The sequence below is a fragment of the Comamonas sp. Y33R10-2 genome, assembly GCF_019355935.1.
Classification (GTDB): domain Bacteria; phylum Pseudomonadota; class Gammaproteobacteria; order Burkholderiales; family Burkholderiaceae_C; genus Comamonas.
The window spans coordinates 3161432-3187614 of the sequence record NZ_CP079925.1 but is presented as its reverse complement, the minus strand read 5'-3'; the positions used below and the strand labels follow the sequence as shown (position 1 = coordinate 3187614).

Below are 26183 nucleotides of genomic sequence, written 5' to 3'. Positions count from 1 at the left end.
ACCGCTGCTCGCGCCCATGCCCTACATTGGCAAGCATGACGCCTGCCAGCACCTTCACGGATCTTTTCGCCACCTCCAGCGATGCTGCCAACGCCGCGCACCGCCAGCCGGAACTGTCTGAGCGCGCCAAACGGCAGGCCGAAGTGCTGGCTGCCCTGCGCCCGCATGTGCCCGCTCACGCCCTGCTCTACCAGAGTGAAGACACCACGCCCTATGAGTGCGATGGCCTGACCGCCTACCGCCAGCGCCCGCTGCTGGTCTGCCTGCCCGAGACCTATGCACAGGTGCAGGCCGTGCTCAAAGCCTGCCACGCCGTGGGCGCGCCGGTCATTGCACGTGGTGCCGGCACGGGCCTTTCGGGCGGCGCCATGCCCCACCCCATGGGCGTGACGCTGTCGCTGGCCAAGTTCAACAAAATTCTGAACGTTGATGCCTACAGCCGCACGGCGCTGGTGCAATGCGGCGTGCGCAACCTCGCCATCAGCGAAGCGGCTGCGCCCTACGGCCTGTATTACGCCCCCGACCCCAGCAGCCAGATCGCCTGCACGATTGGCGGCAACGTGGCTGAAAACTCTGGCGGCGTGCACTGCCTGAAATACGGGCTGACGGTGCACAACGTGCTCAAAATCAAAGGTTTCACCATTGAAGGCGAGCCCGTCGAATTTGGCTCAGACGCGCTGGATACACCCGGCATGGACTTGCTGGCCATCATGATTGGCAGCGAAGGCATGCTGGCCGTGGTTACCGAAGTCACCGTCAAACTCATCCCCAAGCCGCAGCTGGCGCGCTGCATCATGGCCAGCTTTGATGATGTGCGCAAAGCCGGTGCAGCCGTGGCCGCGGTGATTGCGGCAGGCATCATCCCGGCAGGTCTTGAGATGATGGACAAGCCCATGACCGCCGCCGTAGAAGACTTTGTGCGCGCAGGCTACGACCTGACGGCCGAGGCGATTTTGCTCTGCGAGAGCGACGGCACACCCGAAGAAGTGGAAGAAGAAATCGAGCGCATGAGCGAGGTGCTGCGCAGCGCCGGTGCCACAGCCATCACCGTGAGCGAGAGCGAAGAAGAGCGCCTGCGGTTCTGGAGTGGGCGCAAGAACGCATTTCCCGCCAGCGGCCGCATCAGCCCCGACTACATGTGCATGGATTCGACCATTCCGCGCAAACGGCTGGCCGACATTTTGCTGGCCATTCAGGAGATGGAAAAAAAGTACGGCCTGCGCTGCGCCAACGTCTTTCACGCAGGCGACGGCAATCTGCACCCCTTGATTTTGTTCGATGCCAACAACCCCGACGAGCTGCACCGCTGCGAGCTGTTTGGCGCCGATATTCTGGAAACCAGCGTGGCCATGGGCGGTACGGTGACCGGCGAACATGGCGTGGGCGTGGAAAAGCTCAACAGCATGTGCACCCAGTTCACCACCGCAGAAAATGCCCAGATGTTCGCCCTCAAGGCCGCGTTTGACCCGCAGGCCCTGCTCAACCCCGGCAAAGTCATTCCCACCCTCAACCGCTGTGCTGAATACGGAAAAATGCTGGTGCGCGGCGGGCAGATTAGCCACCCCGATCTGCCGCGCTTTTAAACGCTCAACGCAACTGCGCCAGCCGCATGGCCAGTTCTGCATCCTTCAAGGCCAGTGCATTCAGCTGCGCAATAACAAAGCGGGCCTCGTCCACTCTGCGCAGGCCAAACAAGGCCTGATAGCAGTCCATCACGGACAAGGCCACATCACCCATTGACAGCCACTGCGGCGCGCAGGTCAGCAAGGCTTGCTGCGCCTGCTCATGACCGGCTCCGCTTTGCATGCCCATTTGCGCAATCGCCCACAGCGCAGACTGCGCTTCCACCTCATCCAGATCGGCGTGGTCTTGCACCACCAATTGCAGGGCGGCGCATTTGTCGGCCTCACCCACAGCAGGGTCGCCCAGCAGACGCCCGATTTCTGCAATTGCCGGTACGCGAGACGGCAGGCCGTGGTGATTCACGCTCATGCAGACACCAGCGCAGCGCCGCGCTGCAAGAACTTGGTGTATTCCTCATCGGGCACAAACAGGCCACCCGTGGTCCAGACGATATGCGTGGCGTTGCTCATGTACGGCAGCAGGTTCTGGCGCTGCAAATAATCTTGACCGGCTGCACTTTGCAGCAACTCACGCGGGCCGCTAAAGCCTGCTGCGGCTGAGGGCTCGATTTTCAGCGCTTCACTGTCATGTAGCAGGTTCAGGTGGCGAAACAGGGTTTCATCCTCCACCGTGAACACGCCGCCCAAGAAGCCGCGCACCACATCAGCGGCCAGCTCGGACGCGCGGGGCACGGCCAGACCGTCGGCTTCAGTTTGATTATTCAAGCCCAGTTCGTACACCGAAGGATGCGCCTCCAACCCCGGCAAGGCTTGCGCACCGGCCAGCATCTCGACGATGAAGCAAGGCGACTGCACAGGCTCGGCAAAAAAGCAATGCACATGTGGGCCAAAAGCCTGCTGCAAGCCCAGCGCCACACCGCCCGGTGCACCGCCCACACCGCAGGGGATGTAGACGAATAAAGGATGATTTTCGCCCGCAGTCCGCTTGGCATCTTGAATTTGCGCTACCAAATATGGAGCAGCTGCGGCATAGCCCAGCAACAGCGACAAGGAATGCTCGTCGTCGACAAAGTGGCAATGCGCATCTTGCTCAGCCAGTGCACGGCCCGCCGCTACGGCTTGGGCGTAGTCACCGGCATGCTCCACCACCTGCACGCCACGGGCGCGCAGGCGCTGCTTTTTCCATTCCTTGGCATCGGCCGACATATGAACTGTGGCTTTGAAGCCCAGCGCCGAAGCCATCACGCCAATCGACAGCCCTAAATTGCCGGTAGAGCCAACGGCCACCTCGTGCTGAGCGAACAGGGCGCGAGCCGCAGCTGAGGCTAGCTGCAGATAGTCACCATCGGCCAGCAAGCCGTGCTGCAGGGCAATGTTTTCAGCGTGCTCCAGCACCTCATGCACACCGCCGCGCGCCTTGACGGAGCCAGCCACCGGCAGGCTGTGATCGGCCTTGACCCACAGCTGACCCGCCTCTTGCGGTAACTGCAGTGCCTGCTGCATCTGCGGCACTTGCAACAAGGGCGACTCGATACGGCCATTGGATGCTGTCAGTTCCGGAAACAACTTCATCAATAGCGGCGCAAAGCGCTCAAAGCGCTGCACGGCCTGCTGCACTTGCTGTGCGCTGATGTCGTGGGTGGATTGCTCCTTCGCACTCCGCCCGGCCCACAGCGTGGGCTTGGCGCTCTGCAAGGACTCAATGATGTGGGTTTGCAAAGCCGAGGGGGCGGAGGAGGGATGCATAACGGGCTCTCTTAAAACCCGTATGTTAAGAGCGATATAACGCCTCTCGACAAACTGAGCCACGCTGCGGGAATTGATTGCCGGGGACAATACCGGCCATGTCCCAAGATCAAGACGCATCCAACTATCAGGCCCACCTGCAGGCCGGCAACGCACTGGTGCAGCAAGCCCAGAAGGTTGCCACGCAAGACTTCGAGCAGGCCCGCGGCCTGTGGCAAGCCGCTGGCAAAGAGTTTTATTCGGCACACAAGGCCGATGTAGCCGAGCCAGAAGCCGCTTTTCGCCTCGCTCAGGCATGGATGGCCGAGGCCCACGCGCTGCAAAAAGAAGGCTCGAACAACGCCCAAGTCATGTGGGCCAACGCCGCTGCGCAGTGCGAACTGGCTTTTGACCTGGAACCCGAAAACGGCCGCCTGGCCATGACCGCCGCCAGCTGCCACCTGTTTGCGGGCCAAAACGATGCCGCCAAGGCTTGGCAGCAAATCGGCATGCAATTACTGCCACCAGAGCCTGTGCAAGAGCAAAACTAAAGCGACTAAGAGCCGCAACACCACTTTTGATACATCGTTGCTTCGCCTTGGCGTACGCATAGGCTGCCTGCGGCTTCGCGACTGCGCGCAAATTTCCACAGAACATCGTCCTCTAAACAAAATGGCTTCAGTGTTTCAACCCACTGAAGCCATTTATTTATATGGACTATATGCTATTTAATTAAGAGCATTTCAGCGCAACTCAACGCGCACTCTGAGACAAAGCAGTGCGAATTTGCTGCGCATTGGCGCGCATGGACAGTGGGCCGCTGCTGCCCATCAGGTACCAAATCTGTGGATCGACAAACACCACTTGCTGCTTCTTGCCAGCCTGCGTTTGCTTGATGGTGTCATTGTCAAACAGCTCTTTGGAAGGCAGGACAGGATTGCCATCCTTGTCCTTGGTCGTGCCAGTGCCTGCGTTGCGGTCGATCACAAACAGCCACTCAGGGTTGAGCTTGGCAATGTCATCCATCTTCAAAGAAATGCCGCGTGTTTTAGCCGGGTCTGCTGGCAGCGCAGGCTTGACGCCCAGCACGTCATACAACAGGCCAAAACGTGAGCCGGGTGTTTGCGCGCTCATGTTCTTGTTAACCGCCAGCACCAGCAAGCCTTGCTCAGCCTTGGCAGCTACGGCGCGGGTCGCATCTACATCACTGCGCACCTGCTGCATCAACTTCTCGCCTTGTGCCTGCTTGCCCCACAGGCTGGCCAGCGTGCTCACATTGCGCTGCATATCACCCAACAAGTTGTTGCCAGAGGTGGATAAATCCAGCGTCGGCGCAATCTTGCTCAGCGTCTCGTACTTGCTGGCAGAGCGGCCGGCCACCACGATCAAGTCGGGGCGCAGCTCGCTCAGCGCCTCGTAGTCAGGCTCAAACAAAGAGCCCACCACTTTGTACTTAGCATTTGCATAGCCCGCCATATAGGCGGGGAAGTTGGCTTTGGGCACTCCGGCCACAGGCAAGCTCAGTGCCTGCATCGTGTCCAGCGAGGCCAAGTCATAGACTACTACGCGCTTAGGCGCCAGCGGCACCGTGGTTTCGCCCTTAGCGTGTTGCACGGTAATCGTTGTGGGGGCTGCAGCCTGAGCTGCAGACATTCCAGATGCCGCCAACAGTGCAAGGGCCAACCCCAGAGTCCTGCGACGTGAGTTAGAAAAATTCATGTATATCTCCTCAAAAAATCAGCGCGATGCTTAAAAGTCCACGGTCAAGCCAAGGCTCATGCGACGACCATCCAGCACAACGCCATAGTCGCTGTTGGTGACTTGACGGTTCGTCACGTTGTGCAGAGCCGCTCTCACGCGTGCTTTGCCTGTCAGGCGATAGACCACGCCAATATTCAACAGCGCATAAGCAGGGGTGCCGTCAGCCATGGTGGTGCGGCTGAGGTAGTCCGATGTTTTGCCGCGGTAGTTGGCTTGCGTCCAAACATTGAGCTTGGCGTTGACCTTCCAGTCCAGCACCGCATTGAGCATGTGCTTTGGCTGCTTGTTCAATGGCTGACCGGCAAAGTCACCGCTGAGCTGCTTAGAGTGTGTGTAGGTGTAGCTTGAGCTGAACTTCAGTGCCGGGGAGAAGCGGTAATCACCCGTCACCTCAAGGCCCTGCATACGCGCCTTGTCAACGTTCTTGTTGGTGCTCAAAAAGTAATATCGATTGGCGCCATAGCTGCAGCCCCAGTTGGCATAGTCGTTATTGTTTCTCGCATTCGGGCTGGTGCAATAACGGTCTTCAGCGATCTTGTCGTCAAAGTTGGTGTGGAACACCATCAAACTGGCATTGAGCTTTTTATCGACGCTTTGGAACATGCCGCCAACTTCAAAGCTGGTGCTGGTTTCCGGCTTCAGGTCAGGGTTGCCAATGCTGAGTGCACGATTGTTAGGTGCAAAACTTTGCCAGCCACCACCGCCTGTGGTTGAGCCAATACCCGCCGTAGACTGCGCCAGCGAAGGCTGCTTGTAGCCTGTGGAGACGCCGCCTTTCAAAGTCCATTGCGGCGTGTGACGATAAATACCGTAGACGCGGGGAGAGAGGTGGCCGCCAAAAAACTCATCACGGTCATAACGCAGACCCGTGGTAACGGACAGCTTCTGTGTCACGCTCCAGTCCACTTCAGAGAACAACGCACCAATCCAGCGGTCTGCACTGCTCACGCCCACGCCGGGCAATGCCGTCAGCAGGCCATTGGTTTCGTTGATAACTTTTTCAGTCTTGTACTGGCCGCCAAAGGTAATCAGGTGCTTGCCCCAGGCGTAAGTGCCTTGGCTGTTGAGGACATTGACGGTTTCTTTCTTCGTCAACTCCTGCACTTTCTCAGATACGTCACGCTGGAAATAAGTACTGGTCATGAGGTTGCCGTAGCGCCCTTCATGCGACAGCGTCATCACTTCCTTGTCATAGCGATATTCCGTTGGCTTACCCGTAGCGGTGGGGGCAATGCTTAAGCCCGGCGTCTGCGTCGTGTCTTGGCGCGCTGTGGTGTAACCCAGCCTGACGGTATTGTTCTTGTCAGGAGTCAGGGTCAGCTCCACATTGCCGTTTTGGCGCTTGCTTTCAGGTCGGCTAGCGGCGCCGTCAGAGCCACCGATGTAGGTGCTTTCATCAAAGCTTGTGTAGCCGCCGCCCGCCTTCAAACCCAGCAGACCAGGAATGATCGGACCCGCGACAAAGCCATCAACTTGGCGGCCATCATTGCTAATGTCGTTAAACGACTTCGTAAATTCGGTACCCAATTGACCATGCCACTTGTCAGCCGTTTTACGCGTGATGATGTTGATCACGCCGCCCATGGCGTCCGAGCCATACAGCGATGACATAGGGCCACGAATCACTTCAATGCGTTCAATCATGGCGATAGAAGGCAAGCCAATTTGCTTGCCGCCATCCGCACCATTCGTATTAACCGAGCGACCCGTAGAGACCGGACGCCCATCCACCAAATACAAGGTGTAAGACGCTGACATACCGCGGATGCTGATGTCTTGGTTGTTGCCACCATTGGTCACATTCACACCGGGAATATTGCGCACAGCATCTGCAATATCGGTATAGGACTGCTTTTCCAACTCTTCACGCGTGATCACCGAAATCGACGCAGGCGCATCCACAATGCTTTGCTCATGACCTGAAGCCGTGACCACCACAGTCTCCATTTCCGTATCTGCGGCAAGCGCAGCGCCTTGGCTCAGCAAACCCGCACCCAACATGGCTGCCGCCAGCGAATTACGCGGGCGACGCATCGCTGCAGTCGCACAAGTGAACAAAGAACAGGCCACGGCAGGGGCGGCCACTAGCGTAGAACGGTGGTACATGAGTTAGCTCTGAGGTTGAAATACACAGGGCCATGCACAGCGCACCAGATCTGATGAAGCATCAGATCAGCGGCAAAGCATCACAGGGCCCGAAAGGTACTCGCAGGTCTTTGAAGAAACTGCAATCACGCCATAAAGATGGCTGATACCTGGCTAAGCCATGCCCACAAGACATGGCGGCAACGACAAGCAGGGCAGCTCAAAACTGCACCCTGCCTTGCTGCGGCTGGGGAAGAATACGCGAGGCGTCTTCTATTTGCGAATAATTCTCATTATTCTAAATAACAATTAATTCGCTCTTACTAATAAAACGGATTTTTTGTTACGCATAGGCGCAAAAGCAACAAAAACATCATGCCAAACAAGCTTTAACTGCTTTCCCCAATTAGACATGCCGCTATCAATTTAACGATCTCACTTCAAGGCTTGCCACAAACTCCCTGCGTGCGAGATAAGGAATAACAACAGCCCAATCGCGCCGCCCACCAGCGTGCCGTTGATGCGGATGTACTGCAGATCCTTGCCAATATGCGCCTCGATCAGCTCTGAGAGTTGCTCCGCATCCCAGCGCTTAACGGTGTCGGCAATATGCTGGCCGATGAATTTAGACACATCGGGTGCCAGTGTCGTCGCCCAGCGTTTGAGGCGCTCGTTCATCGAGTCTCGCAATTCCTCGTCATGCGCCAGAGCTTGCCCCAGCCAGCGCCCCATCACCGCAGCACGCCGCGCAAGGGCTGAGTTTTCATCCGCCAGATCACGCTCCAGCCGGGCACGCCAGCCTGTCCACAGCTCGCGCAGATAGGCGGCTAGCTTCTCGTCGTGCAGCAGATAGTTGCGCAGCTTTTCCACGCGTTCGGCATAGGCCGGATCGTTTTGCAGCCCCTCAATGAGCCGCTGCACCGAGCCATCAAACGCCTCGCGCAGGCGGTGGTCGGGGTTGTGCGCCACGTCCTGCAGCAGACTGTCCAAAGCACTGGCGATCATGCTTGCGCCCTTGTCGCTGAGCCAGTCCGTGGGCATCATTTTTTCTTTGATCGGGTGCTCGCGCTTGAGCCAGACGACGATAGTCTGCGCAATCAGCACATGGGTCTGCTCTTTTTGCAGCACACGACTGATGCGGCCCAGCACATCGTCGAGCACCTCCTGATGACGACCACCCGCAGTCAGCCCCGACAGCAGCGATGCCGCCGTGCGCGACAGATCGACATGCGCCATCACGGCCTTGAGTGACTGGGTCAAAAATTTCTCGACTTGCTTGTCTTGCACCATCTCCAGCGCCGCCAGCGCCAGCCGCGCAACCTGCTTGCCCAGCAACTGGTTGTTGGCGGGGGCCGTCAGCCAGTCAGCCAGCACCTGCGCGGGGTTGTTGCGCTCGATGAGTGCGACCAGCGACGGGGCATCGAGAAATTTGTCGCGCACAAACACGGCCAAATTCTCGCCAATGCGGTCTTTGTTGCGCGGGATGATGGCCGTGTGCCGCCCCACCAGCGGCAGCGGTATGCGCTTGAACAAGGCCGAGACTGCAAACCAATCCGCCAGCGCGCCCACCATGGCGGCCTCGCACATTCCGCGCAGGCAAACCAGCCACAGCGGCACAGCCTGCCCGGCGATGCCCCAGCGCGAGCTGGCTGCAGCGGTGATGATGAAACCTGCCGTCACCAGCAGCAGCAAAATCAGCGGCAGCCGCTTGGCGTGCTGCAATGACAGGCGTTGTTCTTGGGTCAGCATGAACGCCAGCATAGGCGAGTCAGGCGGCTGCGACTATGCGGTGCGGCCCGAGTAAGAGTCATCCTATGACCTGCAGCATTGCAAAGGCCGAAGACAGGCTTTTGCAAATACGCCGAAAATAGCGACCTTGTTTTCCCTGACTTTCCAAAAACCATGACCGACGCAACCCGCCCCGAACTGCCAGACCACTTGTCCATCGACCCCCGCAGCCCCCACCATGTGGCCGCCGTGTTCGAGCATGACATCGGCATCCGCTTCAACGGCACTGACCGTTTCGACGTCGAGGAATACTGTGTCAGCGAAGGCTGGGTCAAGATCCCTCACGCCAAGGCCATCGACCGCAAGGGCAAGCCTTTGCTGATCAAGATCAAGGGTACGGTCGAAGCGTATTACCGTTAAGTCGCCAGAAGCGCTGCGCGCCTTCCCGCCTCTCTCTTCGGGAGGGGAACGACCCCCTCGCTGCAGGGCGGCCCTTGCTCAATGTCTCTCACTGGGTGATCGCCCAATTTAAAGAGCAATTAGCCAAGTCTCCGCATCAATAAAAAGAGCTGTTTGCGCTGGATTTACATAGGTTTCAGATGCTTTAAGTATCAAAACCCAGTAATACCAAGCGCAAGCAGCTCTTTTTTAATGAGCAATCCGTCGATCAGGCCAGTGCCTCCGCGGGGCCAAAGAACTCGTAATGCACCTGTGCATCGGGCACACCCAGAGTGCTCAGCGATTGCTTGACGCTGCGCATAAAGCCGCGTGGGCCCAGGAAGTAGACATCGGCATCACGCGACTCGGGCAGCCACTCGGCCAGTTGCTCGGTGCTCAGCAGGCCTTGCGCATCGACCTCATCGCCAGCGGTTGCCTTGTCATAGCAGTAACGGCGTGTCAGCTGCTCATTGGCTGCGACCAGCGCATCAATTTTCTCACGGAAGGCGTGCACACCGCGATCGCGTGCGCAGTGGATGAAGGTGATCTCGCGGCCCGTGGGCAGCGCGGCCTGTAGCATGGGCAGAGTGGGCGTGATGCCCACGCCGCCGCTGATCAGCACCAGTGGCTTGGCATTGCTTTGCAGCGTGAAGTGGCCTGCGGGCGGGAACAGCTCCAGCGTATCGCCCACGTGAATGCTGTCATGCAGATAGCTGGAGACCTTGCCGCCTGCCTCGCGCTTGACGCTGATGCGGTAGCTCTTGCCATTGCTGGCCGCCGACAGCGAGTAGTTGCGGCGCTGCTCCACGCCATCCACCACCATGCGCAGGCCAATGTACTGGCCGGGCTGGTGGGTGATGACGGCACCACCATCCACGGGCTCCAGATAGAACGAGGTGATCTCGGCAGACTCGGCCTGTTTTTGCACGACCTTGAAGTTTCGACCACCGCGCCAGCCGCCTTCGGCCGCTGCAGTCTGCTCGTACACCGCACGCTCTGCACCAATCAGAATATCGGCCAGCTGTTGATAGGCGGCTGCCCAGGCGGAGATCACCTCATCGGTGGCGATCTCGGCGCCCAGCACCTCGCGAATGGCGCGCAGCAAGCAGGCGCCCACAACCGGGTAATGCTCGGCCTGCACCTGCAGCGCCACATGCTTGTTGATGATTTGCGCGGGCAGGCTGCCCAGATTTTCCAGACGGTCAATGTTCTTGGCGTACATCAGCACACTGTGGGCCAGCGCACGTGGCTGGGCACCGCTTTGCTGGTGCGCCTGGTTGAACAGCGGGCGCACTTCTGGGTGCTCGGCCAGCATGATTTTGTAGAAATGGGTGGTCAGCGCCTCGCCGCCGGTTTCCAGCAGTGGTACGGTGGCTTTGACAATCTCGCGTTGACGTTCGGTAAGCATGCAAATCTCCTGATGACGGCCTTGCCATCTGCAAGGTTTGATCTGATTTATGCAAGCTACATGCCAGCTTCAAGACCACTGTAAAATAATGGCTTGTGAAAATATGAGTCAATATGACATCTAACAAAAGCAGTCTTATTGACCCTCATTGATGTCGTTATGACAACATCCCACATACTCAATGCCGTCAGCCCGTTGATTGCCGATCTGGCGCAGGACCTGAGCGAACGCGAGCGCCTGCGCCGCCTGCTGGCCGCATTGCGCAATCTGCTGCCTGCCGATGCCGTGGCCCTGCTGAAACTAGAAGGCGAATGGCTGCACCCCATGGCGATTGATGGCTTGATGCCCGATACGCTGGGGCGCCGCTTTAGGCTGGCCGAGCACCCGCGCTTTGCCCAATTGCTGGCCGCCGGTCAGGCCATGCGCTTTGAGCCTGACAGCCCCCTGCCCGACCCCTACGACGGTCTGATCGCCCACAAAGGCCAGACCATTACCGAGTTGCATGTGCACGACTGCATGGGCTGCGTGCTGCAGCTAGGCGGCATGCCCTGGGGTCTGCTGACGCTGGATGCGCTTGAGCCCGGGCGCTTTGCCGACCCGGCGGCGCTGGCCATGCTGCAGGCATTCAGCAATCTGGCAGCAGCCACCGTGGCCACGGCAGAGCGCGTGCACCAGCTGTCTCAAATCGCACGTGGCGCCAGCCATACCGCCAGCACCCCAACAGCGCCTGAACGCGGCTTGCAGGGCTCAAGCCCCGCCATGCGCCAGCTGCAAAAAGACATAGCTCTCGTCGCGGCCAGTGACCTCAGCGTGCTCATCACCGGAGAAACCGGCACCGGCAAAGAGCTGGTGGCGCAGGCCGTACACGCACAGTCAGGCCGCGCGGGCAAGCCCATGGTCAGCATCAACTGCGCAGCCCTGCCAGACAACTTGGTGGAAAGCGAGCTATTCGGCCATGTGCGCGGCGCCTTTACCGGCGCCCTGACCGAGCGCAGCGGCAAGTTCGAGCAGGCGCATCAGGGCACGCTTTTTCTGGATGAAGTGGGCGAGCTTTCGCTGCCTGTGCAGGCCAAGCTGCTGCGCGTGCTGCAAAGCGGGCAGCTGCAACGCCTGGGTTCGGACCGGGAGCACCATGTGGATGTGCGCGTGATTGCGGCCACCAACCGCGATCTGGCAGCGGAAGTCAGCGCCGGGCGCATGCGCGCGGACTTCTATCACCGGCTCAATGTCTATCCGCTCAATGTGCCGCCGCTGCGCCAGCGTGACAGCGATGTGCTGCAGCTGGCCGGCTATTTTCTCGAAGAGAATCGCTCGCGACTCAAACTGGGCGGCCTGCGTCTAGATGCCGCTGCGCAAGCGGCTTTGCTGACCCACCGCTGGACTGGCAATGTGCGCGAGCTGGAGCACTTGATTAGCCGCGCCGTGCTCAAGGCATTAAGCCGCAACGACGGCAGCGCGGGCCGAGCCAACGGCAGGCTGCGCATTGTGACTTTGGGCGTCGCCGACCTCTGGGACAAGCCACAAGCCACTGCGGCAGCGCCTCAACCACAAGCCACGACGGCTCTGCCGCTACCCGTGCCCCAAGCCGGCCTGCGAGATGCAGTCACCGCCTATGAGCGCGAACTGGTTAATGCCAGTCTGACGCGCCACCACGGCAGCTGGGCTGCGGCGGCGCGTGAGCTGCAACTGGATCGCGCCAATTTGCAGCGGCTGGCCAAGCGGCTTGAAATCAATAGCCCCTGAAAAATCAGCGCCCCTGAATGCCCAGCAGTTCCAGATCAAAGTTCAGCGTGGCATTGGGCGGCACAGCGCGGCCAGCGCCTCGGGCGCCGTAGGCAATGCTTGGCGGGCAGGTGAACTTGGCCTTGCCGCCCACCTTCATTTTTTGCACACCTTCAGTCCAGCAAGCAATTACGCCGTTGAGCGGAAACTCGATGGGCTGCTTGCGTGCGTACGAGCTATCGAACTCTTTGCCGGTATCTGGAAAGTAGCCACGGTAATGCACCTTGACGGTGTCCGTTGCCTTGGGGCTGGGGCCTGCGCCCTCGACCTGGCTTTCATAGATCAGGCCGCTAGCGGTGGTAACTGGAGCAGCCTGAGCAGCTTCGCCCGAGATCATGGCAAACACGACGCAAAGGGCGGATGCGATTTTTTTCATAGGTATGCGCTTAAAAATAAAGCTTAGACTTTAGTACGAAGTGCGGTAGTGAAAATGTCATCCACCAGCTTAGATGGATGAGCCGCGGCAAGATCAGCGCTGCGCCATTTTTCCAGTCCGAATGAAGTTAATGCAAAAGTTCTTGAGCAGGTAACTGCGGGTGTTTGTCGCACCCCACAGTGCGGCTTTGCGCGCCGGGCTGTGCAGCGAGGCGGCAGGGCCGATACGATTGATCCTTCCTCGAAAGAACCGTCATGGCCGCGGCGGCCATGAAGGGCTTTCATCCTTGCAACCAATTGTGGTGAAGATGAGCAAGCCTTTCATTGCGCTGTGTCCGGAGATCACGCGGACCCATGCGCTAAACCTTATGGACTGGCTGGAAGACGAAAGCGTCGTCCAGTTCCTCAGCGATTCCCGTGATGTCTCGCGCAGCATCTCCCAAGTGCTGCAGCGGGTTCAACTCCCCATTCTCACGCACCTGTTCAACCGCGGTGGCCGCTTCTTCATGGCCTACGACGGCGATGACCGACCCGTGGGCTTTGTGCGGCTGATCAAGACCGGCGCGGACTGCGAGATCGTGCTGGTCATCGGCGAGCGTGACAACTGGGGGCGCAAGCTGGGCAGCAGTGCCTTGCGCGAAGGCCTGAAGCTGGCCTTCTTCGATATGCGCGCCGAGCGGCTGATCGCCAAAATTCACACACAGAACACGCGCTCGCTCAAGGCCTTCATGCGCTCGGGCTTCCTGCTCGACAGCGAGTCGAGTACCACCCAGTCGCTATCGCTAAGCGCAGGCAACTACCTGCGCTTGCTGCGCGAAGGGGTTGGCGTAGACACGTCAGCGCTGTACGTCACGGAGATCGACAAGGCCCGGCTGCTGAGCCTGATCGGGGTCGAACGTGGCCCCACGGTCGTGGACCTGGAGCATGAAGTCGAGCGCGCAATCCTCGTCGAGCCGCAGCGCGTGGCACCGGACGTGGTCACGATGAACTCACGGGCACTACTCAGGCTAGACGACCAAGCGCTCGAGGTAGCTTTGGTCTACCCCGAAGACGCCGATGGCCAGGCGGGCAATGTCTCCGTCTGCTCGGACCTTGGCACCGCAATCCTTGGCTACAAGGAAGGCGATGCCATCGATTGGCGCGTGTCCAACCGCTGCCGTCGGATTTCCATCGACAAGGTGCTCTACCAGCCGGAGGCGGCGGGGGATTTTCACCTTTAGAGCCGCTAACACCACCCTTGATACGTCGTTGCTTTGCCTTGTCGTACTAATGTACTGCCAGCGGCTTCGCGCCTCGTCTCAAACGTAAACCTTCGGTTTACTGGGTTGTGTTAGCCGCTCTTAGGCAAGCGCTGCATAAAGCGGCGGGAAAATTCGGCAAGAGCGCCTATCTCAGATCAGGTTAAATATGATTTTTTATCAAAAACATGAGCTTAAAGCGCTTACCACATAGCCGCTGAGCGCTTATTGGCTTGCGGCTGCGTAGCTGCGTTTGCCAAAGATTCCACTGCCAACGCGCACCATGGTGCTGCCCGCTGTTACTGCAGCCTCTAGGTCGCCCGTCATACCCATGGACAAAGTGTCAAAGCGCTCCAAGCCCGGCATGGCACTGGCTTTAATAGCATCAAATATGGCCGCAGCCCTTTTGTGTAGATCACATTGCGCTTCAAAATCAGGAGTGTCATCCGGAATGCTCATAACGCCGCGCAGCACCAGACGGGGCAGCTTCACAATCGCTTCAGCCAGCGCCAGCACATCCGCAGGCATTACGCCCGATTTGGTAGAGCCGCCATCCACATTGACCTGAATACATATATTGAGCGGCGCCATACCCTCGGGCCGCTGGGCAGACAAGCGCTCGGCAATCTTGAGCCGGTCCACGGTCTGCGCCCAGTCAAAGTTCTCGGCCACTAACCGCGACTTGTTGCTTTGGATGGGGCCAATGCAGTGCCATTCCAAGGCTTCTGCGCCAGCCAACTGCATGGCGCGCACCGCTGCAATTTTTTCTACCGCCTCCTGTATATAGTTCTCGCCAAAGCTGCGTTGGCCGGCGAGCACCGCCTCGCGCACCGCATCAGCGCCAAAGGTTTTGGAAACGGCCAGCAGTTGTACCGATGTCACGCAACGGTTTGCCTGAGCACAAGCTGCAGCCATGCGGGCATGAATCTGCCCCAGATTGAGTTCAATCGTCGTCATAATTGGCGCCAGAGTATCAAACTAGAGAGGGATCTCCGTGGATATCACGCAATTGCTGGCATTTAGTGTCAAAAACAAGGCTTCCGACTTGCATTTGTCGGCAGGCTTGCCGCCCATGATTCGCGTCCACGGGGATGTGCGCCGCATCAACATCGACGCGCTAGACCACAAGACGGTGCATGCCATGGTCTACGACATCATGAGTGATGCGCAGCGCAAGCAGTACGAAGAGTTTCTGGAAGTGGACTTTTCGTTTGAAATTGAAGGTTTGGCCCGTTTTCGTGTCAACGCCTTCAACCAAAACCGCGGCGCGGCAGCCGTGTTTCGAACCATTCCCAGCAAAATTCTGACGCTAGAGCAGCTCAACGCGCCCAAGATTTTTGGCGACTTGGCTTTGAAGCCACGCGGCTTGGTGTTGGTAACCGGCCCTACCGGCTCGGGCAAGTCCACCACGCTAGCGGCCATGGTCAACTTTCTGAATGAAACCGAATACGGCCACATTCTGACCGTGGAAGACCCCATCGAATTCGTACACGAATCCAAGAAGTGCCTGATCAACCAGCGTGAAGTGGGGCCGATGACGCTGTCGTTTGCCGCTGCGCTGAAATCTGCGTTGCGTGAAGATCCGGACGCCATTTTGGTCGGTGAAATGCGCGACTTGGAAACCATTCGCCTAGCCATGACGGCGGCCGAAACCGGCCACCTGGTGTTTGGCACGCTGCACACCTCGTCAGCGGCAAAAACCATCGACCGTATCATCGACGTATTCCCGGCCGAAGAAAAAGAAATGGTTCGCGCCATGCTGTCCGAATCGCTGCAGGCAGTGATTTCGCAGACGCTGTGCAAGACCAAGGATGGCCAAGGCCGAGTCGCTGCGCACGAGATCATGCTGGCTACGCCCGCCATCCGTAACTTGATTCGCGAAGCCAAGGTGGCGCAGATGTACTCCACCATCCAGACCAGCCAGAGCGTAGGCATGCAAACGCTGGATCAGAACCTGACCGACTTGGTGCGCCGCAACCTGATTAGCCCAGCCGAAGCACGCGGCAAGGCCAAGATTCCGGAAAACTTTCCTGGATAAGGCTTCCCCCTGAGCGGCTTTGCCGCTTCCCCCTGTGGGGGCAACACCTTCGCAGCGGGGCGGCCCTTGCTCGGTGTTTCTCGTTTGGGCCGCGCCAGTTTTTTGACAGTGGTTATGAACCACTGCATTAGGAGTGATCATGGAACGCGATCAGGCCAGTAAATTTATCAACGATCTGCTCAAGCTCATGGTCAGCCGCAAAGGCAGTGACTTGTTCATCACCTCAGAGTTTCCTCCTGCCATCAAGATTGATGGCAAGGTAACCAAGGTATCGCCACAGCCCCTGACTCAGCTGCACACCTTGGCTCTGGCTCGTTCAATTATGAACGACAAGCAAGTTGCGGACTTTGAGCTGACCAAAGAGTGCAACTTCGCCATTTCGCCCGCTGGTGTGGGGCGTTTTCGTGTCAACGCCTTTGTGCAGCAGGGCAAGGTGGGCATGGTGCTGCGTACCATTCCCTCCACCTTGCCCACGATTGATGGCTTAGGCGTGCCTCAGGTGCTCAAGGAAGTGGCGATGACCAAGCGCGGCCTGTGCATCATGGTTGGCGCCACGGGCTCGGGTAAATCCACCACGCTGGCCGCCTTGGTGGACTGGCGCAATGAAAACTCCTTTGGTCACATCATCACCATTGAAGACCCGGTGGAATTTGTGCACCCACACAAGAACTGCATCGTTACCCAGCGCGAAGTGGGCCTGGATACCGAGGGCTGGGAATCTGCGCTGAAGAACACGCTGCGCCAAGCACCCGATGTGATTTTGATGGGCGAAATTCGCGACCGCGAGACCATGGAGCATGCCGTGGCCTTTGCCGAAACAGGTCACCTGTGTCTGGCCACACTGCACGCCAATAGCGCTAACCAAGCGCTAGACCGTATCGTCAACTTCTTCCCTGAAGAACGCCGCCCACAGTTGCTGATGGACTTGTCGCTGAACCTGCGGGCCCTGGTGTCACAGCGCCTCCTGCCCAAGCAAGACAGCAAGGGCCGTGTAGCCGCGATTGAGGTGATGCTCAACACCCCGTTGATCTCTGACCTGATCTTCAAGGGTGAAGTAGCCGAAATCAAAGAGATCATGAAAAAGAGCCGTAACGTAGGTATGCAGACCTTTGACCAAGCTCTGTTTGACCTGTTTGAGGCCAATCTCGTCACCTATGAAGATGCCTTGCGCAACGCTGACTCGGTCAACGACCTGCGCCTGCAAATCAAGCTCAACAGCCAGCGGGCGCGCACACTGGATTTGGCAGCCGGTACCGAGCATTTGACGATTGTGTAACCCACTAAGGCGCTTGTGCTCCTTCCCACAAAGGGACAACAGATAGCCTTTGCGGCGGCTTTGATCTTTTGTGGCTATTTTGAATTCGGGTCTGCGCACAATGCTGTGGACCACTGGTTTTCTTACCGCCAAGTATTCAAGGACTCCTCATGACTGCTTCCATCACCTCCCGCAGCTACAACCCCTCAACAGCCACCAAAGTGGCATTTTTGGGCTTGGGCGTCATGGGCTACCCCATGGCAGGGCATTTGGCCATGGCCGGCCATCAAGTCACGGTCTACAACCGCACGGCAAGCAAGGCGCAGGCATGGGTGGAAGAATTTCCCAGCGGCCATCAAGCTCCTACTCCCCGTGAAGCTGTCAAAGGCGCGCGCATGGTGTTTTGCTGCGTGGGCAATGACGATGACTTGCGCTCCATCGTGCTCGGCGATGATGGCGCTTTTGCTGGAATGGAAAGCGGCGCGATTTTTGTCGATCACACCACCGCCTCAGCCCAAGTGGCCCGCGAGCTGTATGCCGAAGCGCAAAAGCGCGGTCTGCACTTTATCGATGCACCGGTCTCTGGCGGGCAAGCAGGCGCCGTCAACGGGCAACTCACCGTCATGTGCGGTGGTGATCAGCCGGTATTTGATCAGGTCGCTCCCGTGGCCGATGTTTTCTCGCGCGCCTTCACCTATATGGGTCAATCGGGCAACGGCCAACTGACCAAGATGGTCAACCAGATTTGCATTGCAGGCTTGGTGCAAGGTCTGTCTGAGGCTGTCGCCTTTGGCCTGCGCGCTGATCTGGATATGGGCAAGGTGCTGGATGTCATCGGCAAGGGTGCAGCCCAAAGCTGGCAACTGGACAACCGCGGCAAAACAATGGCTGTAGGTAAATTCGACTTTGGCTTTGCCGTGGACTGGATGCGCAAGGACTTGGGCTTGGTGCTTGAAGAAGCGCAGCGCAACGGCGCACGCCTTCCGGTCACTGCGCTCATCGATCAGTTTTATGCCGATGTACAGGCCATGGGCGGCAATCGCTGGGACACATCAAGTCTGATTCAACGCCTGCGCTAAGCCGCTTTTTGGCCACGTGGCCATGAAAAAAGCCGGACTTGCATCCGGCTTTTTTATTGAGGGCGAAGCCGCATCAATTCATGCTGGACCTGTCCTCAGTCACAGGCGCTGGCTCGGGCTTCATGGCCGCCAGTTCTTCTTCAGAGATGACTTCAAACAGTCGCACCACCTTGGTGACATCATTGACACCACGTGCAATCTCGGCAGCGCGCTTGGATTCACGCGGGGTAACAATGCCCATGAGGTAGACCACTCGGTTCTCGGTCACTACCTTGATGGCCGACGACGTGATGTCTTTCGCATTCAACAAACTCGCCTTAACTTGGCCAGTAAGCATGGTGTCTTTAGAGCGCTGACCCAACGTAGCTGTAAATGGCGCGACTTCGATCTCGTTATACACCTGACGCACGGTCGCTTGCTCACGCACCAGCTTTTCGATCGCCGCCTTATCCGTGGCGTTGCCAGCTTGGCCCGTCAGCAGCACCATGCGGTTATAGCTAGTGACGCTTGCGCGGGCCTTCTCGCCCATCACTTCACCGATGCGGTTGCCTGCGCGCAGCTCAATGCCTTGATCTTCCACTTGCGATCCCGTCGTGCGACGGTCAACAGCCGACATGCCGGCCACGGCGGCACCGCCGCCCACCAAGGCCACACAGCCACTCAAAGCACCGCCCAAAGCGGCTACGGTCAAGGCGGCGCAAGCGACGCGGGTCCACTGCAACTTCATAAAGGCATCTCCTGATCACCAAGCAATTGAGAGTCCACACCGTCAGCCAGACAGTGCAAGATCAAAGTATGGGCTTCACGCACGCGGGCAGCGCGGTCATGGGGCACGCAGATCAGTACATCGGTCTCGCGCACCACGGCGGCCAGATTACCGCCTGTGCGGCCTGTCAGCACCACGGCCATCATGTCGCGCTCATGGGCGGCCTCCAGCGCATCCTGCACCGCAATGTCATTGCCCGACACGGACATGACCAGTAGCAAGTCGCCGGGCTGCCCCAACGCACGTACCTGTCGCGCCAAATATTGGCTGGCATTGCCGCCTGAGCCTGTCATACCGACTGAGCCTAGCAGGCCACCATCAGACGTCAAAGCCAGCGCAGCCAGCTCGGGGCGGTCGCGTTCAAACCCTGTGACACACAGGGAAGCAAATAATTGGGCATCGCTGGCCGAAACGCCTGCGCCGCAAGCCAATACCTTGCCGCCCCCGGTCACGCAGGCCAACATGGCTTGCACGGCAAAGGCGATAGGTTGGCTCAGCGCTTGGGCGGCCTGATACTTCAGGTCGGCACTGTCGATGAAATGCTGTTGGATTCGTTGCTCTAGCATGGAGGCCCGATGATACCTGCCAGCTGTTATCTCTTTGCTAGCAATGCGTTATTTACACGCCTATGTTGTGCATAATTTGTGACTAACTACATCGCATCAAAGGCCGCTTTCAGCCATTCAATCGCTGCGGGGCTATGCGAGCTGTCTACCAACACCACATCAAAGCGGCATGGCGGCGGCACAACCATGCGCATCAGGTAATGCCCGGCGGCCAGCGCAATGCGCCGCTGCTTAGTCTGGCCTATGCTGCCAGCGGCACCGCCAAAGCGGTCGGTATTGCGGCTTCTGACCTCAACAAACACCAAAGACCCGTCACGGTCACGCACGATCAAATCTATTTCACCGCCACCACGGCCCGGCGTCCGATAATTGCGCTCAACGAGCTTTAAGCCCTGAGCCTGCAAATAGGCCAGCGCCGCATCTTCGGCCAACTGGCCTCGCGCGGTGGTGCTATCCACAGGCTTGACGGCAGGCCTTTGCGGCCGCTTTCCAAGGAAATCCATTGACTACCTCTTTCGCATCGGCACTGACTGCCGCACATGAAGCGGCTGCTTCCCAGCATTATCCGCAGGCAGCCCTGTATGTGGTGGCGACGCCTATTGGCAATCTGGCCGACATTAGCCTGCGCTCTTTGCATGTGCTGCAAATGGTGGACTGCATTGCCTGCGAAGACACCCGCCACACGCAAGGCATGCTGCGCAGCTATGGCATAGACCGCCACGGCAGCCAGTTGCTGGCCGTACACCAGCACAATGAAGCAGAAGCCGCGCAGCAAGTCATAAGCCGCCTGCAGCAAGGCCAGCGCGTTGCCTATGTGAGCGATGCTGGCACACCAGGCGTTAGCGACCCCGGCGCACGTCTGTGCGCAGCGCTACAAATCGTGGGCCTGCGCAGCATTCCCCTGCCCGGTGCCAGCAGCGTGACCTCGGCCATCAGCGTGGCCGGAGCGGTGACTCCCACACATGGCGAAAGCGGCTTTGTGTTTGCCGGATTTTTGCCCACCAAGAATGCCGAGCGCTTAACAGCCGTACGCAAGCTCATCGACGAGCCGCGCTGCACGGTGCTGCTGGAAGCACCGCACCGCATTATCGAGATGGCGCAAGCGCTGGCCTTGTTGGGTGACCGCTCCGTGACACTGGCGCGCGAAATTACCAAGCAGTTTGAAGATATCGCCACCATGCCCGCGAGCGAGCTGGCCAGCTGGCTGCAGGCATCGCCTAACCGTGTGAGGGGTGAGTTCGCTATCGTGCTGCACCCTATGGCTCAGTTGCAAGGCGAGGGACTGGATTCTGAAGCGGAGCGCGTCCTGAAGCTTTTGCTGGCAGAGCTGCCCACCAAAGCCGCCGTCAAACTCGCAGCCGAGATTACAGGAGCGAGTCGCAACACTCTGTATGACCGTGCGCTTGACCTAAAGCGCGAGGCCGAAGAAGAATAAGCATCAAAAAAGCGCCTAGTCCCTTATGAATAAGGACTAGGCGCTCACTTTTTTGATATTAAGCGTAAGCCAAACCAGTCGCCACGCCGCCGAATAAGTCACCCTCCACTTGCGGCACATCCGGGAAAGCATCTCGCAGTGCATCGCGCAGAGTACGCAAGGCAGACGAGCCGCCGGTTAGGTAGATGGCATCAGGTCTCGTCACCCCGGCTTGCTTTACACAGTCCTGCGCGCACTCAACCACTTGCTGCAAAAGTGCTTGCAACTGCGCTTCTAGTATTTGGGGCGAAATTTCTGCAGGCAAGCCATCTTCCAGCCAGTCCAGTGCAATGCCTGCGGCAGCATGACTTTGTGACGCAGCAATCTTGGCCTGCTCCACCGCATCAGCCAAGCGATGACCCTCGCGCCAATCGAGCACCTTCATCAAGCGCTGGTGCAGTTGCTGATCGCTGTAATCAGGCTTGAGGTTACGCGCCGACGCGAGAGACTTGGCCGTGTACAGCCACTGAATCAGGTGCCAGGTTGAGAGATCAAAAAACACGCCGCTAGGCACTTCACGCCCGTTAGGGCCAATGTGCTTGTAACCCAGTAGCGGCATGACCTGGGCCACGTTCAGGCGGTGGTCAAAGTCGGTGCCGCCAATGTGCACGCCGGTCGTGGCCAGAATGTCTTGATTGCGGTCCTCGTGCTTGGCCTGCTCTGGGCCTAAGCGCACCACGGTAAAGTCCGAGGTACCGCCGCCAATATCGACAACCAGCACCAGTTGCTCTGCGCTCAAGCGTTGCTCATAGTCCAGCGCCGCAGCAATTGGCTCAAGCTGAAAACTCACTTCACCCAAGCCCGCAGTGCGCGCTGCAGCGGCCAATGCATCTTGCGCTTGGCGGTCACGTTCAGGATGGCCATCCACAAAGTGGACAGGGCGACCCAGCACCACACGCTCGGGCAATGCTCCATTGAGCGATCCACGCGCCTGATCCGCAACACGCTTAAGGAAGATAGCAATCACGTCCTGATAGCTCATCAACTGGCCATGCACCGCTGTCTTTTCCAGCAGCAAACTGCTGCCTAGCAGGCTTTTGAGCGAGCGCATCAAGCGGCCTTCTTCGCCCGCCAGATATTGCTGCATAGCATCACGCCCGTAATGCGTGCTGAACTCTTCAGTATTGAAGAACAACGCTGTGGGCATGCCCGTCGCAGCAGCTTCAAGAGGCAGCAGACGGGCCGTCTCCCCCATTACACGGTAAGCCGCAGCCGAGTTCGAGGTTCCAAAGTCGATGCCCAGCGTACCGGGAACAGTCAATGCATTTGCCATGAGAGTACAAAACTTGAAGCAGCAACTGCCTATCAATTCTTGACTTTGAATCACTTTGACCTTCAAAGCCATCAATATCAAGCGCCAGTTGCTCACATTTTTACCAGCACCCTGCACGGGAAGGCTGATATTGAAAAATGAAAGTCAAAAACAAAAACGCCCGCTGATGTCAGCGGGCGTTTTTAATTTGGTTGCGCGAGAAGGATTTGAACCTTCGACCTTTGGGTTATGAGCCCAACGAGCTACCAGACTGCTCCATCGCGCGGTATTTCCAAATTATAGCAGACTTTTCAGTCTGCTATTTGCTTATTCAGCAGCGGCGACGGCTTCTTCAGCGCGCTCAACCAGCTCAACATAGGCCATAGGAGCGTTGTCGCCCACGCGGAAGCCCATCTTCAGGATACGTGTGTAGCCACCGGGACGCGTTGCGTTGCGGGGACCCAGCACGTTGAACAGCTTGGTCACGCTGTCGCGGTCGCGCAGACGGTCAAAAGCCAGACGGCGGTTAGCCACGGTGTCAACCTTAGCCAAAGTGATCATAGGCTCGATCACACGGCGCAGTTCCTTGGCCTTAGGCACTGTGGTCTTGATCGCTTCGTGTTCGATCAGCGAGTTCATCATGTTCTGCAGCATCGCCTTGCGGTGCGAAGAAGTACGATTCAGTTTGCGGAGTCCGTTGCCGTGACGCATGGTGCTTTTCCTTGTTTTCTTGGTTTTTAACCGAGAAGTTTTCTAAATTAAATCAGGCAGCCGTGTCAGGTACTGCCCGATGCACTTGGGCTTTTGCCAGAAGTGATTCCAGCAAAGCCCATGATTATAGCAATTAACGCTTTTCCAGGCCAGCTGGTGGCCAGTTTTCAAGCTTCATGCCCAAAGTCAGACCACGGGAAGCCAAAACTTCCTTGATCTCGTTGAGCGACTTACGACCCAGGTTAGGAGTCTTCAGCAGCTCGTTTTCGGTACGCTGAATCAGGTCGCCGATATAGTAGATGTTCTCTGCCTTCAGGCAGTTAGCAGAACGAACGGTCAGCTCGAGCTCATCCACGGGACGCAGCAGGATTGGATCGAAAGTAGCAGTAACGCCACGACCACCAGCAGGAGCGTCAAACACGCTGGCGATATCGCCACCGTCCAGCTGCGCAAACACAGCCAGTTGTTCCACCAAGATCTTGGCGGATGCGCGCACTGCATCTTCAGCGGTAATAGCACCGTTGGTTTCGATTTCCAGAACCAGCTTATCCAAATCGGTACGCTGTTCCACACGTGCAGATTCGACTGCGTAGCTCACGCGCTTAACGGGCGAGAACGAAGCGTCGAGCACGATACGGCCGATCGACTTGGTCGATTCGTCACCATAACGGCGCACGTTGCCGGGGACATAGCCACGGCCCTTTTCAACCTTGATCTGCATGTCCAGCTTACCGCCTTGCGACAGGTGAGCGATCACATGATCAGGGTTGACGATTTCTACGTCGTGAGGTGTTTGGATGTCACGGGCAGTAACAACACCTTCACCATCCTTGCGCAGGCTCAAGGTGACTTCGTCACGGTTGTGCAGCTTGAAAACTACACCCTTGAGATTCAGCAGGATGTTGGTCACATCTTCTTGAACGCCGTCGATAGAGGAGTACTCATGCAGCACTCCAGCAATCGTCACTTCAGTCGCTGCGTAACCCACCATGGAGGAGAGCAAAACACGGCGCAGGGCGTTGCCCAGCGTATGACCGTAGCCACGCTCAAACGGCTCCAGAACCACCTTGGCACGGTTGTGGCCAAGTTGTTCGACATTAATTGTCTTGGGCTTCAGCAAATTCGTTTGCATGCAGACTTCCTCTCAATACCCTCGGCTCGTTACACCGGTAAGGCTGGTGAAGCACCCACGGTGCGATGCCTCGCGCCGTGGGAACGTTTAACAGAAATGTCGCTGCTAAGAATTAACGCGAGTACAACTCAACGATCAGAGATTCGTTGATGTCAGCTGCGAATTCGTCGCGGTCAGGAGACTTCTTGAAAGTACCTTCTGCCTTGTCAGCAGACACTTCAACCCATGCGGGGAAGCCCACTTGAGCAGCCAGTTGCAGAGCTTCGACAACGCGAGCTTGCTTCTTGGACTGTTCACGCAGAGCAACCACGTCGCCTTCCTTCACGGAGAAAGAAGGAATGTTCACGGACTGGCCGTTCACGGTGATAGCCTTGTGCGAAACCAACTGACGTGCTTCAGCGCGAGTGGAGCCGAAGCCCATGCGATACACGACGTTGTCCAGACGCGATTCCAGCAACGACAGCAGGTTAGCGCCGGTGTTGCCACGCTTGCGATCAGCTGCTTCGAAGTAGCGGCGGAATTGCTTCTCCAGCACGCCGTACATGCGCTTGACCTTCTGCTTTTCACGCAGTTGCAGACCGTAGTCCGAAGTGCGTTGACCGGAAGTGCGGCCATGCTGACCAGGCTTAGTGTCGAACTTTGCCTTGTCTGCGATGGAGCGACGTGCGCTCTTCAGGAACAGATCGGTGCCTTCGCGGCGGGAGAGTTTTGCCTTAGGGCCAATATAGCGTGCCACTTGATTTCCTTTGTGTCATCTGCCGTGCGCAAACACGGGAGCCGCCCGCGATGCTAAAGCACCTGGGCGGCGGTGGGCTTGATAATAATTAGATACGACGACGCTTTTGAGGGCGGCAGCCGTTATGGGGAACCGGTGTCACGTCCGAGATGGAAGTGATACGGATACCCAGAGCACCCAGGGCGCGAACCGAGGATTCACGGCCTGGACCGGGACCCTTGATTTCGACTTCCAGGTTTTTGATGCCCTGTTCAATCGCTGCACGACCAGCCACTTCCGAAGCGACCTGAGCTGCAAAAGGAGTCGACTTGCGCGAACCCTTGAAGCCCTGACCACCCGACGAAGCCCACGACAGAGCGTTGCCTTGACGGTCGGTGATAGTGATGATCGTGTTGTTGAACGATGCATGCACGTGTGCAATACCGTCAGAAATGTTCTTGCGAACTTTCTTACGTACACGAGCAGCAGCGTTGTTTTGTGCCTTAGCCATAGTGATCTCTCAATCCCTTATTTCTTCAGTGCCGCTGCGCCTTTGCGAGGACCCTTGCGAGTACGGGCATTCGTGCGTGTACGTTGGCCGCGCATAGGCAGACCACGACGATGACGGAAACCGCGGTAGCAACCGATGTCCATCAAACGCTTGATGTTCATGGTTGTTTCGCGACGCAGGTCGCCTTCCAGAGTCATGGGGTTCAGCAGGTCGCGGATTTTTTCCAAATCAGCGTCCGTCAGATCCTTGATCTTCTTGGAATATTCGATGCCGCAAGCTTCGCAAATTTTACGAGCTGTAGTACGACCGATGCCAAAAATGGCAGTCAGGCCGATTTCAGCATGCTTGTGCGGCGGGATGTTAATGCCAGCAATACGTGCCATATTAGTCCTCTATGCTTTCAATCAACCTTGGCGCTGCTTATGGCGCTGGTCAGTGCAGATCACGCGTACCACACCTTTGCGGCGGATGATCTTGCAGTTGCGGCAGATTTTCTTGACCGAAGCCGAAACTCTCATTTTATTCTCCTAAAACTATCCATCCACTATCGGTCTATCGACC

Annotated in this window: 27 protein-coding genes and 1 tRNA gene; 9 read left to right on the top strand and 19 right to left on the bottom strand. The window is 57.9% G+C overall.

Translation table 11 applies throughout. The features are described 5' to 3' along the window. Positions 1–35: 35 nt before the first annotated feature. Positions 36–1583 carry an FAD-linked oxidase C-terminal domain-containing protein gene (locus KUF54_RS14345; RefSeq protein WP_219343447.1) on the top strand — a complete coding sequence of 516 codons (1548 nt, stop codon included), beginning with the start codon at positions 36–38 and terminating at the stop codon, positions 1581–1583. A 4-nt stretch (positions 1584–1587) separates the two neighbouring features. Here KUF54_RS14345 and KUF54_RS14340 read toward each other — a convergent pair whose 3' ends face one another. Next, entirely contained in the window at positions 1588–1992 is a 405-nt protein-coding gene (locus KUF54_RS14340) for a hypothetical protein (protein ID WP_219343446.1), read from the bottom strand. Then, complete coding sequence (locus tag KUF54_RS14335; RefSeq protein ID WP_219343445.1) at positions 1989–3329, bottom strand: D-serine ammonia-lyase; 1341 nt, start codon at positions 3327–3329, stop codon at positions 1989–1991. Before KUF54_RS14335 ends, KUF54_RS14340 begins: the two co-directional genes overlap by 4 nt. Positions 3330–3427: 98 nt before the next feature. On the opposite strand from KUF54_RS14335, the gene KUF54_RS14330 reads away from it, so the two are divergent. After that, a complete protein-coding gene (locus KUF54_RS14330) occupies positions 3428–3859 on the top strand; it encodes a hypothetical protein (protein ID WP_219343444.1) in 432 nt (143 codons plus the stop codon). 202 nt (positions 3860–4061) lie between these two features. Here KUF54_RS14330 and KUF54_RS14325 read toward each other — a convergent pair whose 3' ends face one another. The 3 genes from KUF54_RS14325 to KUF54_RS14315 all read right to left on the bottom strand — a co-directional run bounded on the left by KUF54_RS14325 (position 4062) and on the right by KUF54_RS14315 (position 8903). After that, the gene (locus tag KUF54_RS14325; RefSeq protein ID WP_219343443.1) at positions 4062–5027 is read right to left on the bottom strand and encodes a siderophore ABC transporter substrate-binding protein; all 966 of its coding nucleotides are present in this window, start codon (positions 5025–5027) and stop codon (positions 4062–4064) included. Between the two features lie 30 nt (positions 5028–5057). Next, a complete protein-coding gene (locus tag KUF54_RS14320; RefSeq protein WP_219343442.1) occupies positions 5058–7175 on the bottom strand; it encodes a TonB-dependent receptor domain-containing protein in 2118 nt (705 codons plus the stop codon). Between the two features lie 414 nt (positions 7176–7589). Continuing rightward, entirely contained in the window at positions 7590–8903 is a 1314-nt protein-coding gene (locus KUF54_RS14315) for a DUF445 domain-containing protein (protein ID WP_219343441.1), read from the bottom strand. Between the two features lie 153 nt (positions 8904–9056). On the opposite strand from KUF54_RS14315, the gene KUF54_RS14310 reads away from it, so the two are divergent. Next, entirely contained in the window at positions 9057–9302 is a 246-nt protein-coding gene (locus tag KUF54_RS14310; protein WP_219343440.1) for a DUF3297 family protein, read from the top strand. A 247-nt stretch (positions 9303–9549) separates the two neighbouring features. Here KUF54_RS14310 and hmpA read toward each other — a convergent pair whose 3' ends face one another. Beyond that, positions 9550–10728 carry an NO-inducible flavohemoprotein gene (gene hmpA, locus KUF54_RS14305; RefSeq protein ID WP_219343439.1) on the bottom strand — a complete coding sequence of 393 codons (1179 nt, stop codon included), beginning with the start codon at positions 10726–10728 and terminating at the stop codon, positions 9550–9552. A gap of 159 nt (positions 10729–10887) precedes the next feature. Between hmpA and norR the strand changes: the two genes are divergently transcribed. Beyond that, the gene (gene norR / locus KUF54_RS14300; protein ID WP_219343438.1) at positions 10888–12471 is read left to right on the top strand and encodes a nitric oxide reductase transcriptional regulator NorR; all 1584 of its coding nucleotides are present in this window, start codon (positions 10888–10890) and stop codon (positions 12469–12471) included. A gap of 4 nt (positions 12472–12475) precedes the next feature. On the opposite strand, the gene KUF54_RS14295 is transcribed toward norR, so the two are convergent. Then, a complete protein-coding gene (locus tag KUF54_RS14295) occupies positions 12476–12886 on the bottom strand; it encodes an FKBP-type peptidyl-prolyl cis-trans isomerase (protein WP_219343437.1) in 411 nt (136 codons plus the stop codon). Between the two features lie 307 nt (positions 12887–13193). Between KUF54_RS14295 and KUF54_RS14290 the strand changes: the two genes are divergently transcribed. Further along, positions 13194–14105: a bifunctional GNAT family N-acetyltransferase/nucleoside diphosphate kinase regulator gene (locus KUF54_RS14290; RefSeq protein ID WP_219343436.1), complete on the top strand. Its 912-nt coding sequence runs from the start codon at positions 13194–13196 to the stop codon at positions 14103–14105. Positions 14106–14348: 243 nt separating this feature from the next. On the opposite strand, the gene KUF54_RS14285 is transcribed toward KUF54_RS14290, so the two are convergent. Further along, entirely contained in the window at positions 14349–15080 is a 732-nt protein-coding gene (locus KUF54_RS14285; RefSeq protein ID WP_219343435.1) for a YggS family pyridoxal phosphate-dependent enzyme, read from the bottom strand. Positions 15081–15117: 37 nt separating this feature from the next. Here KUF54_RS14285 and KUF54_RS14280 point away from each other — a divergent pair, with 37 nt between their 5' ends. The 3 genes from KUF54_RS14280 (at position 15118) to KUF54_RS14270 (ending at position 18495) form a co-directional block, all read left to right on the top strand. After that, on the top strand, positions 15118–16161 hold the full coding sequence (locus KUF54_RS14280) for a type IV pilus twitching motility protein PilT (protein ID WP_219343434.1): 1044 nt from the start codon (positions 15118–15120) through the stop codon (positions 16159–16161). A 139-nt stretch (positions 16162–16300) separates the two neighbouring features. Next, positions 16301–17437: a PilT/PilU family type 4a pilus ATPase gene (locus tag KUF54_RS14275; RefSeq protein ID WP_219343433.1), complete on the top strand. Its 1137-nt coding sequence runs from the start codon at positions 16301–16303 to the stop codon at positions 17435–17437. 149 nt (positions 17438–17586) lie between these two features. Next, positions 17587–18495 (top strand): NAD(P)-dependent oxidoreductase, encoded by a 909-nt coding sequence (locus KUF54_RS14270; RefSeq protein WP_219343432.1) that lies wholly within the window; start codon positions 17587–17589, stop codon positions 18493–18495. Between the two features lie 73 nt (positions 18496–18568). Here KUF54_RS14270 and KUF54_RS14265 read toward each other — a convergent pair whose 3' ends face one another. From KUF54_RS14265 to KUF54_RS14255, 3 genes are all read right to left on the bottom strand, one after another. After that, a complete protein-coding gene (locus tag KUF54_RS14265) occupies positions 18569–19222 on the bottom strand; it encodes a BON domain-containing protein (RefSeq protein WP_219343431.1) in 654 nt (217 codons plus the stop codon). Beyond that, a complete protein-coding gene (locus tag KUF54_RS14260; RefSeq protein WP_219343430.1) occupies positions 19219–19827 on the bottom strand; it encodes an SIS domain-containing protein in 609 nt (202 codons plus the stop codon). Before KUF54_RS14260 ends, KUF54_RS14265 begins: the two co-directional genes overlap by 4 nt. 86 nt (positions 19828–19913) lie before the next feature. After that, positions 19914–20330, bottom strand: coding sequence for a YraN family protein (locus KUF54_RS14255; protein WP_219343429.1), 417 nt, complete (start codon positions 20328–20330; stop codon positions 19914–19916). Between KUF54_RS14255 and rsmI the strand changes: the two genes are divergently transcribed. Then, positions 20330–21262 carry a 16S rRNA (cytidine(1402)-2'-O)-methyltransferase gene (gene rsmI, locus KUF54_RS14250; protein WP_219343428.1) on the top strand — a complete coding sequence of 311 codons (933 nt, stop codon included), beginning with the start codon at positions 20330–20332 and terminating at the stop codon, positions 21260–21262. The genes KUF54_RS14255 and rsmI overlap by 1 nt on opposite strands. A 58-nt stretch (positions 21263–21320) precedes the next feature. On the opposite strand, the gene KUF54_RS14245 is transcribed toward rsmI, so the two are convergent. From KUF54_RS14245 to rpmJ, 8 genes are all read right to left on the bottom strand, one after another. After that, positions 21321–22574, bottom strand: coding sequence for an Hsp70 family protein (locus KUF54_RS14245; protein ID WP_219343427.1), 1254 nt, complete (start codon positions 22572–22574; stop codon positions 21321–21323). 188 nt (positions 22575–22762) lie between these two features. Beyond that, positions 22763–22839 (bottom strand) — tRNA-Met (locus KUF54_RS14240). 41 nt (positions 22840–22880) lie between these two features. Next, complete coding sequence (rplQ, locus tag KUF54_RS14235; RefSeq protein ID WP_219343426.1) at positions 22881–23264, bottom strand: 50S ribosomal protein L17; 384 nt, start codon at positions 23262–23264, stop codon at positions 22881–22883. 133 nt (positions 23265–23397) lie between these two features. Further along, positions 23398–24396: a DNA-directed RNA polymerase subunit alpha gene (gene rpoA, locus KUF54_RS14230; protein WP_219343425.1), complete on the bottom strand. Its 999-nt coding sequence runs from the start codon at positions 24394–24396 to the stop codon at positions 23398–23400. Positions 24397–24508: 112 nt separating this feature from the next. Then, entirely contained in the window at positions 24509–25132 is a 624-nt protein-coding gene (gene rpsD, locus KUF54_RS14225) for a 30S ribosomal protein S4 (RefSeq protein ID WP_219343424.1), read from the bottom strand. A gap of 88 nt (positions 25133–25220) precedes the next feature. Further along, the gene (gene rpsK, locus KUF54_RS14220; RefSeq protein WP_158393886.1) at positions 25221–25622 is read right to left on the bottom strand and encodes a 30S ribosomal protein S11; all 402 of its coding nucleotides are present in this window, start codon (positions 25620–25622) and stop codon (positions 25221–25223) included. Positions 25623–25639: 17 nt separating this feature from the next. Further along, complete coding sequence (gene rpsM, locus KUF54_RS14215) at positions 25640–26005, bottom strand: 30S ribosomal protein S13 (RefSeq protein WP_099735463.1); 366 nt, start codon at positions 26003–26005, stop codon at positions 25640–25642. A 21-nt stretch (positions 26006–26026) separates the two neighbouring features. Next, positions 26027–26140, bottom strand: a complete 114-nt coding sequence (gene rpmJ, locus KUF54_RS14210; RefSeq protein WP_003050535.1) for a 50S ribosomal protein L36 — start codon at positions 26138–26140, stop codon at positions 26027–26029. Positions 26141–26183 lie beyond the last annotated feature (43 nt).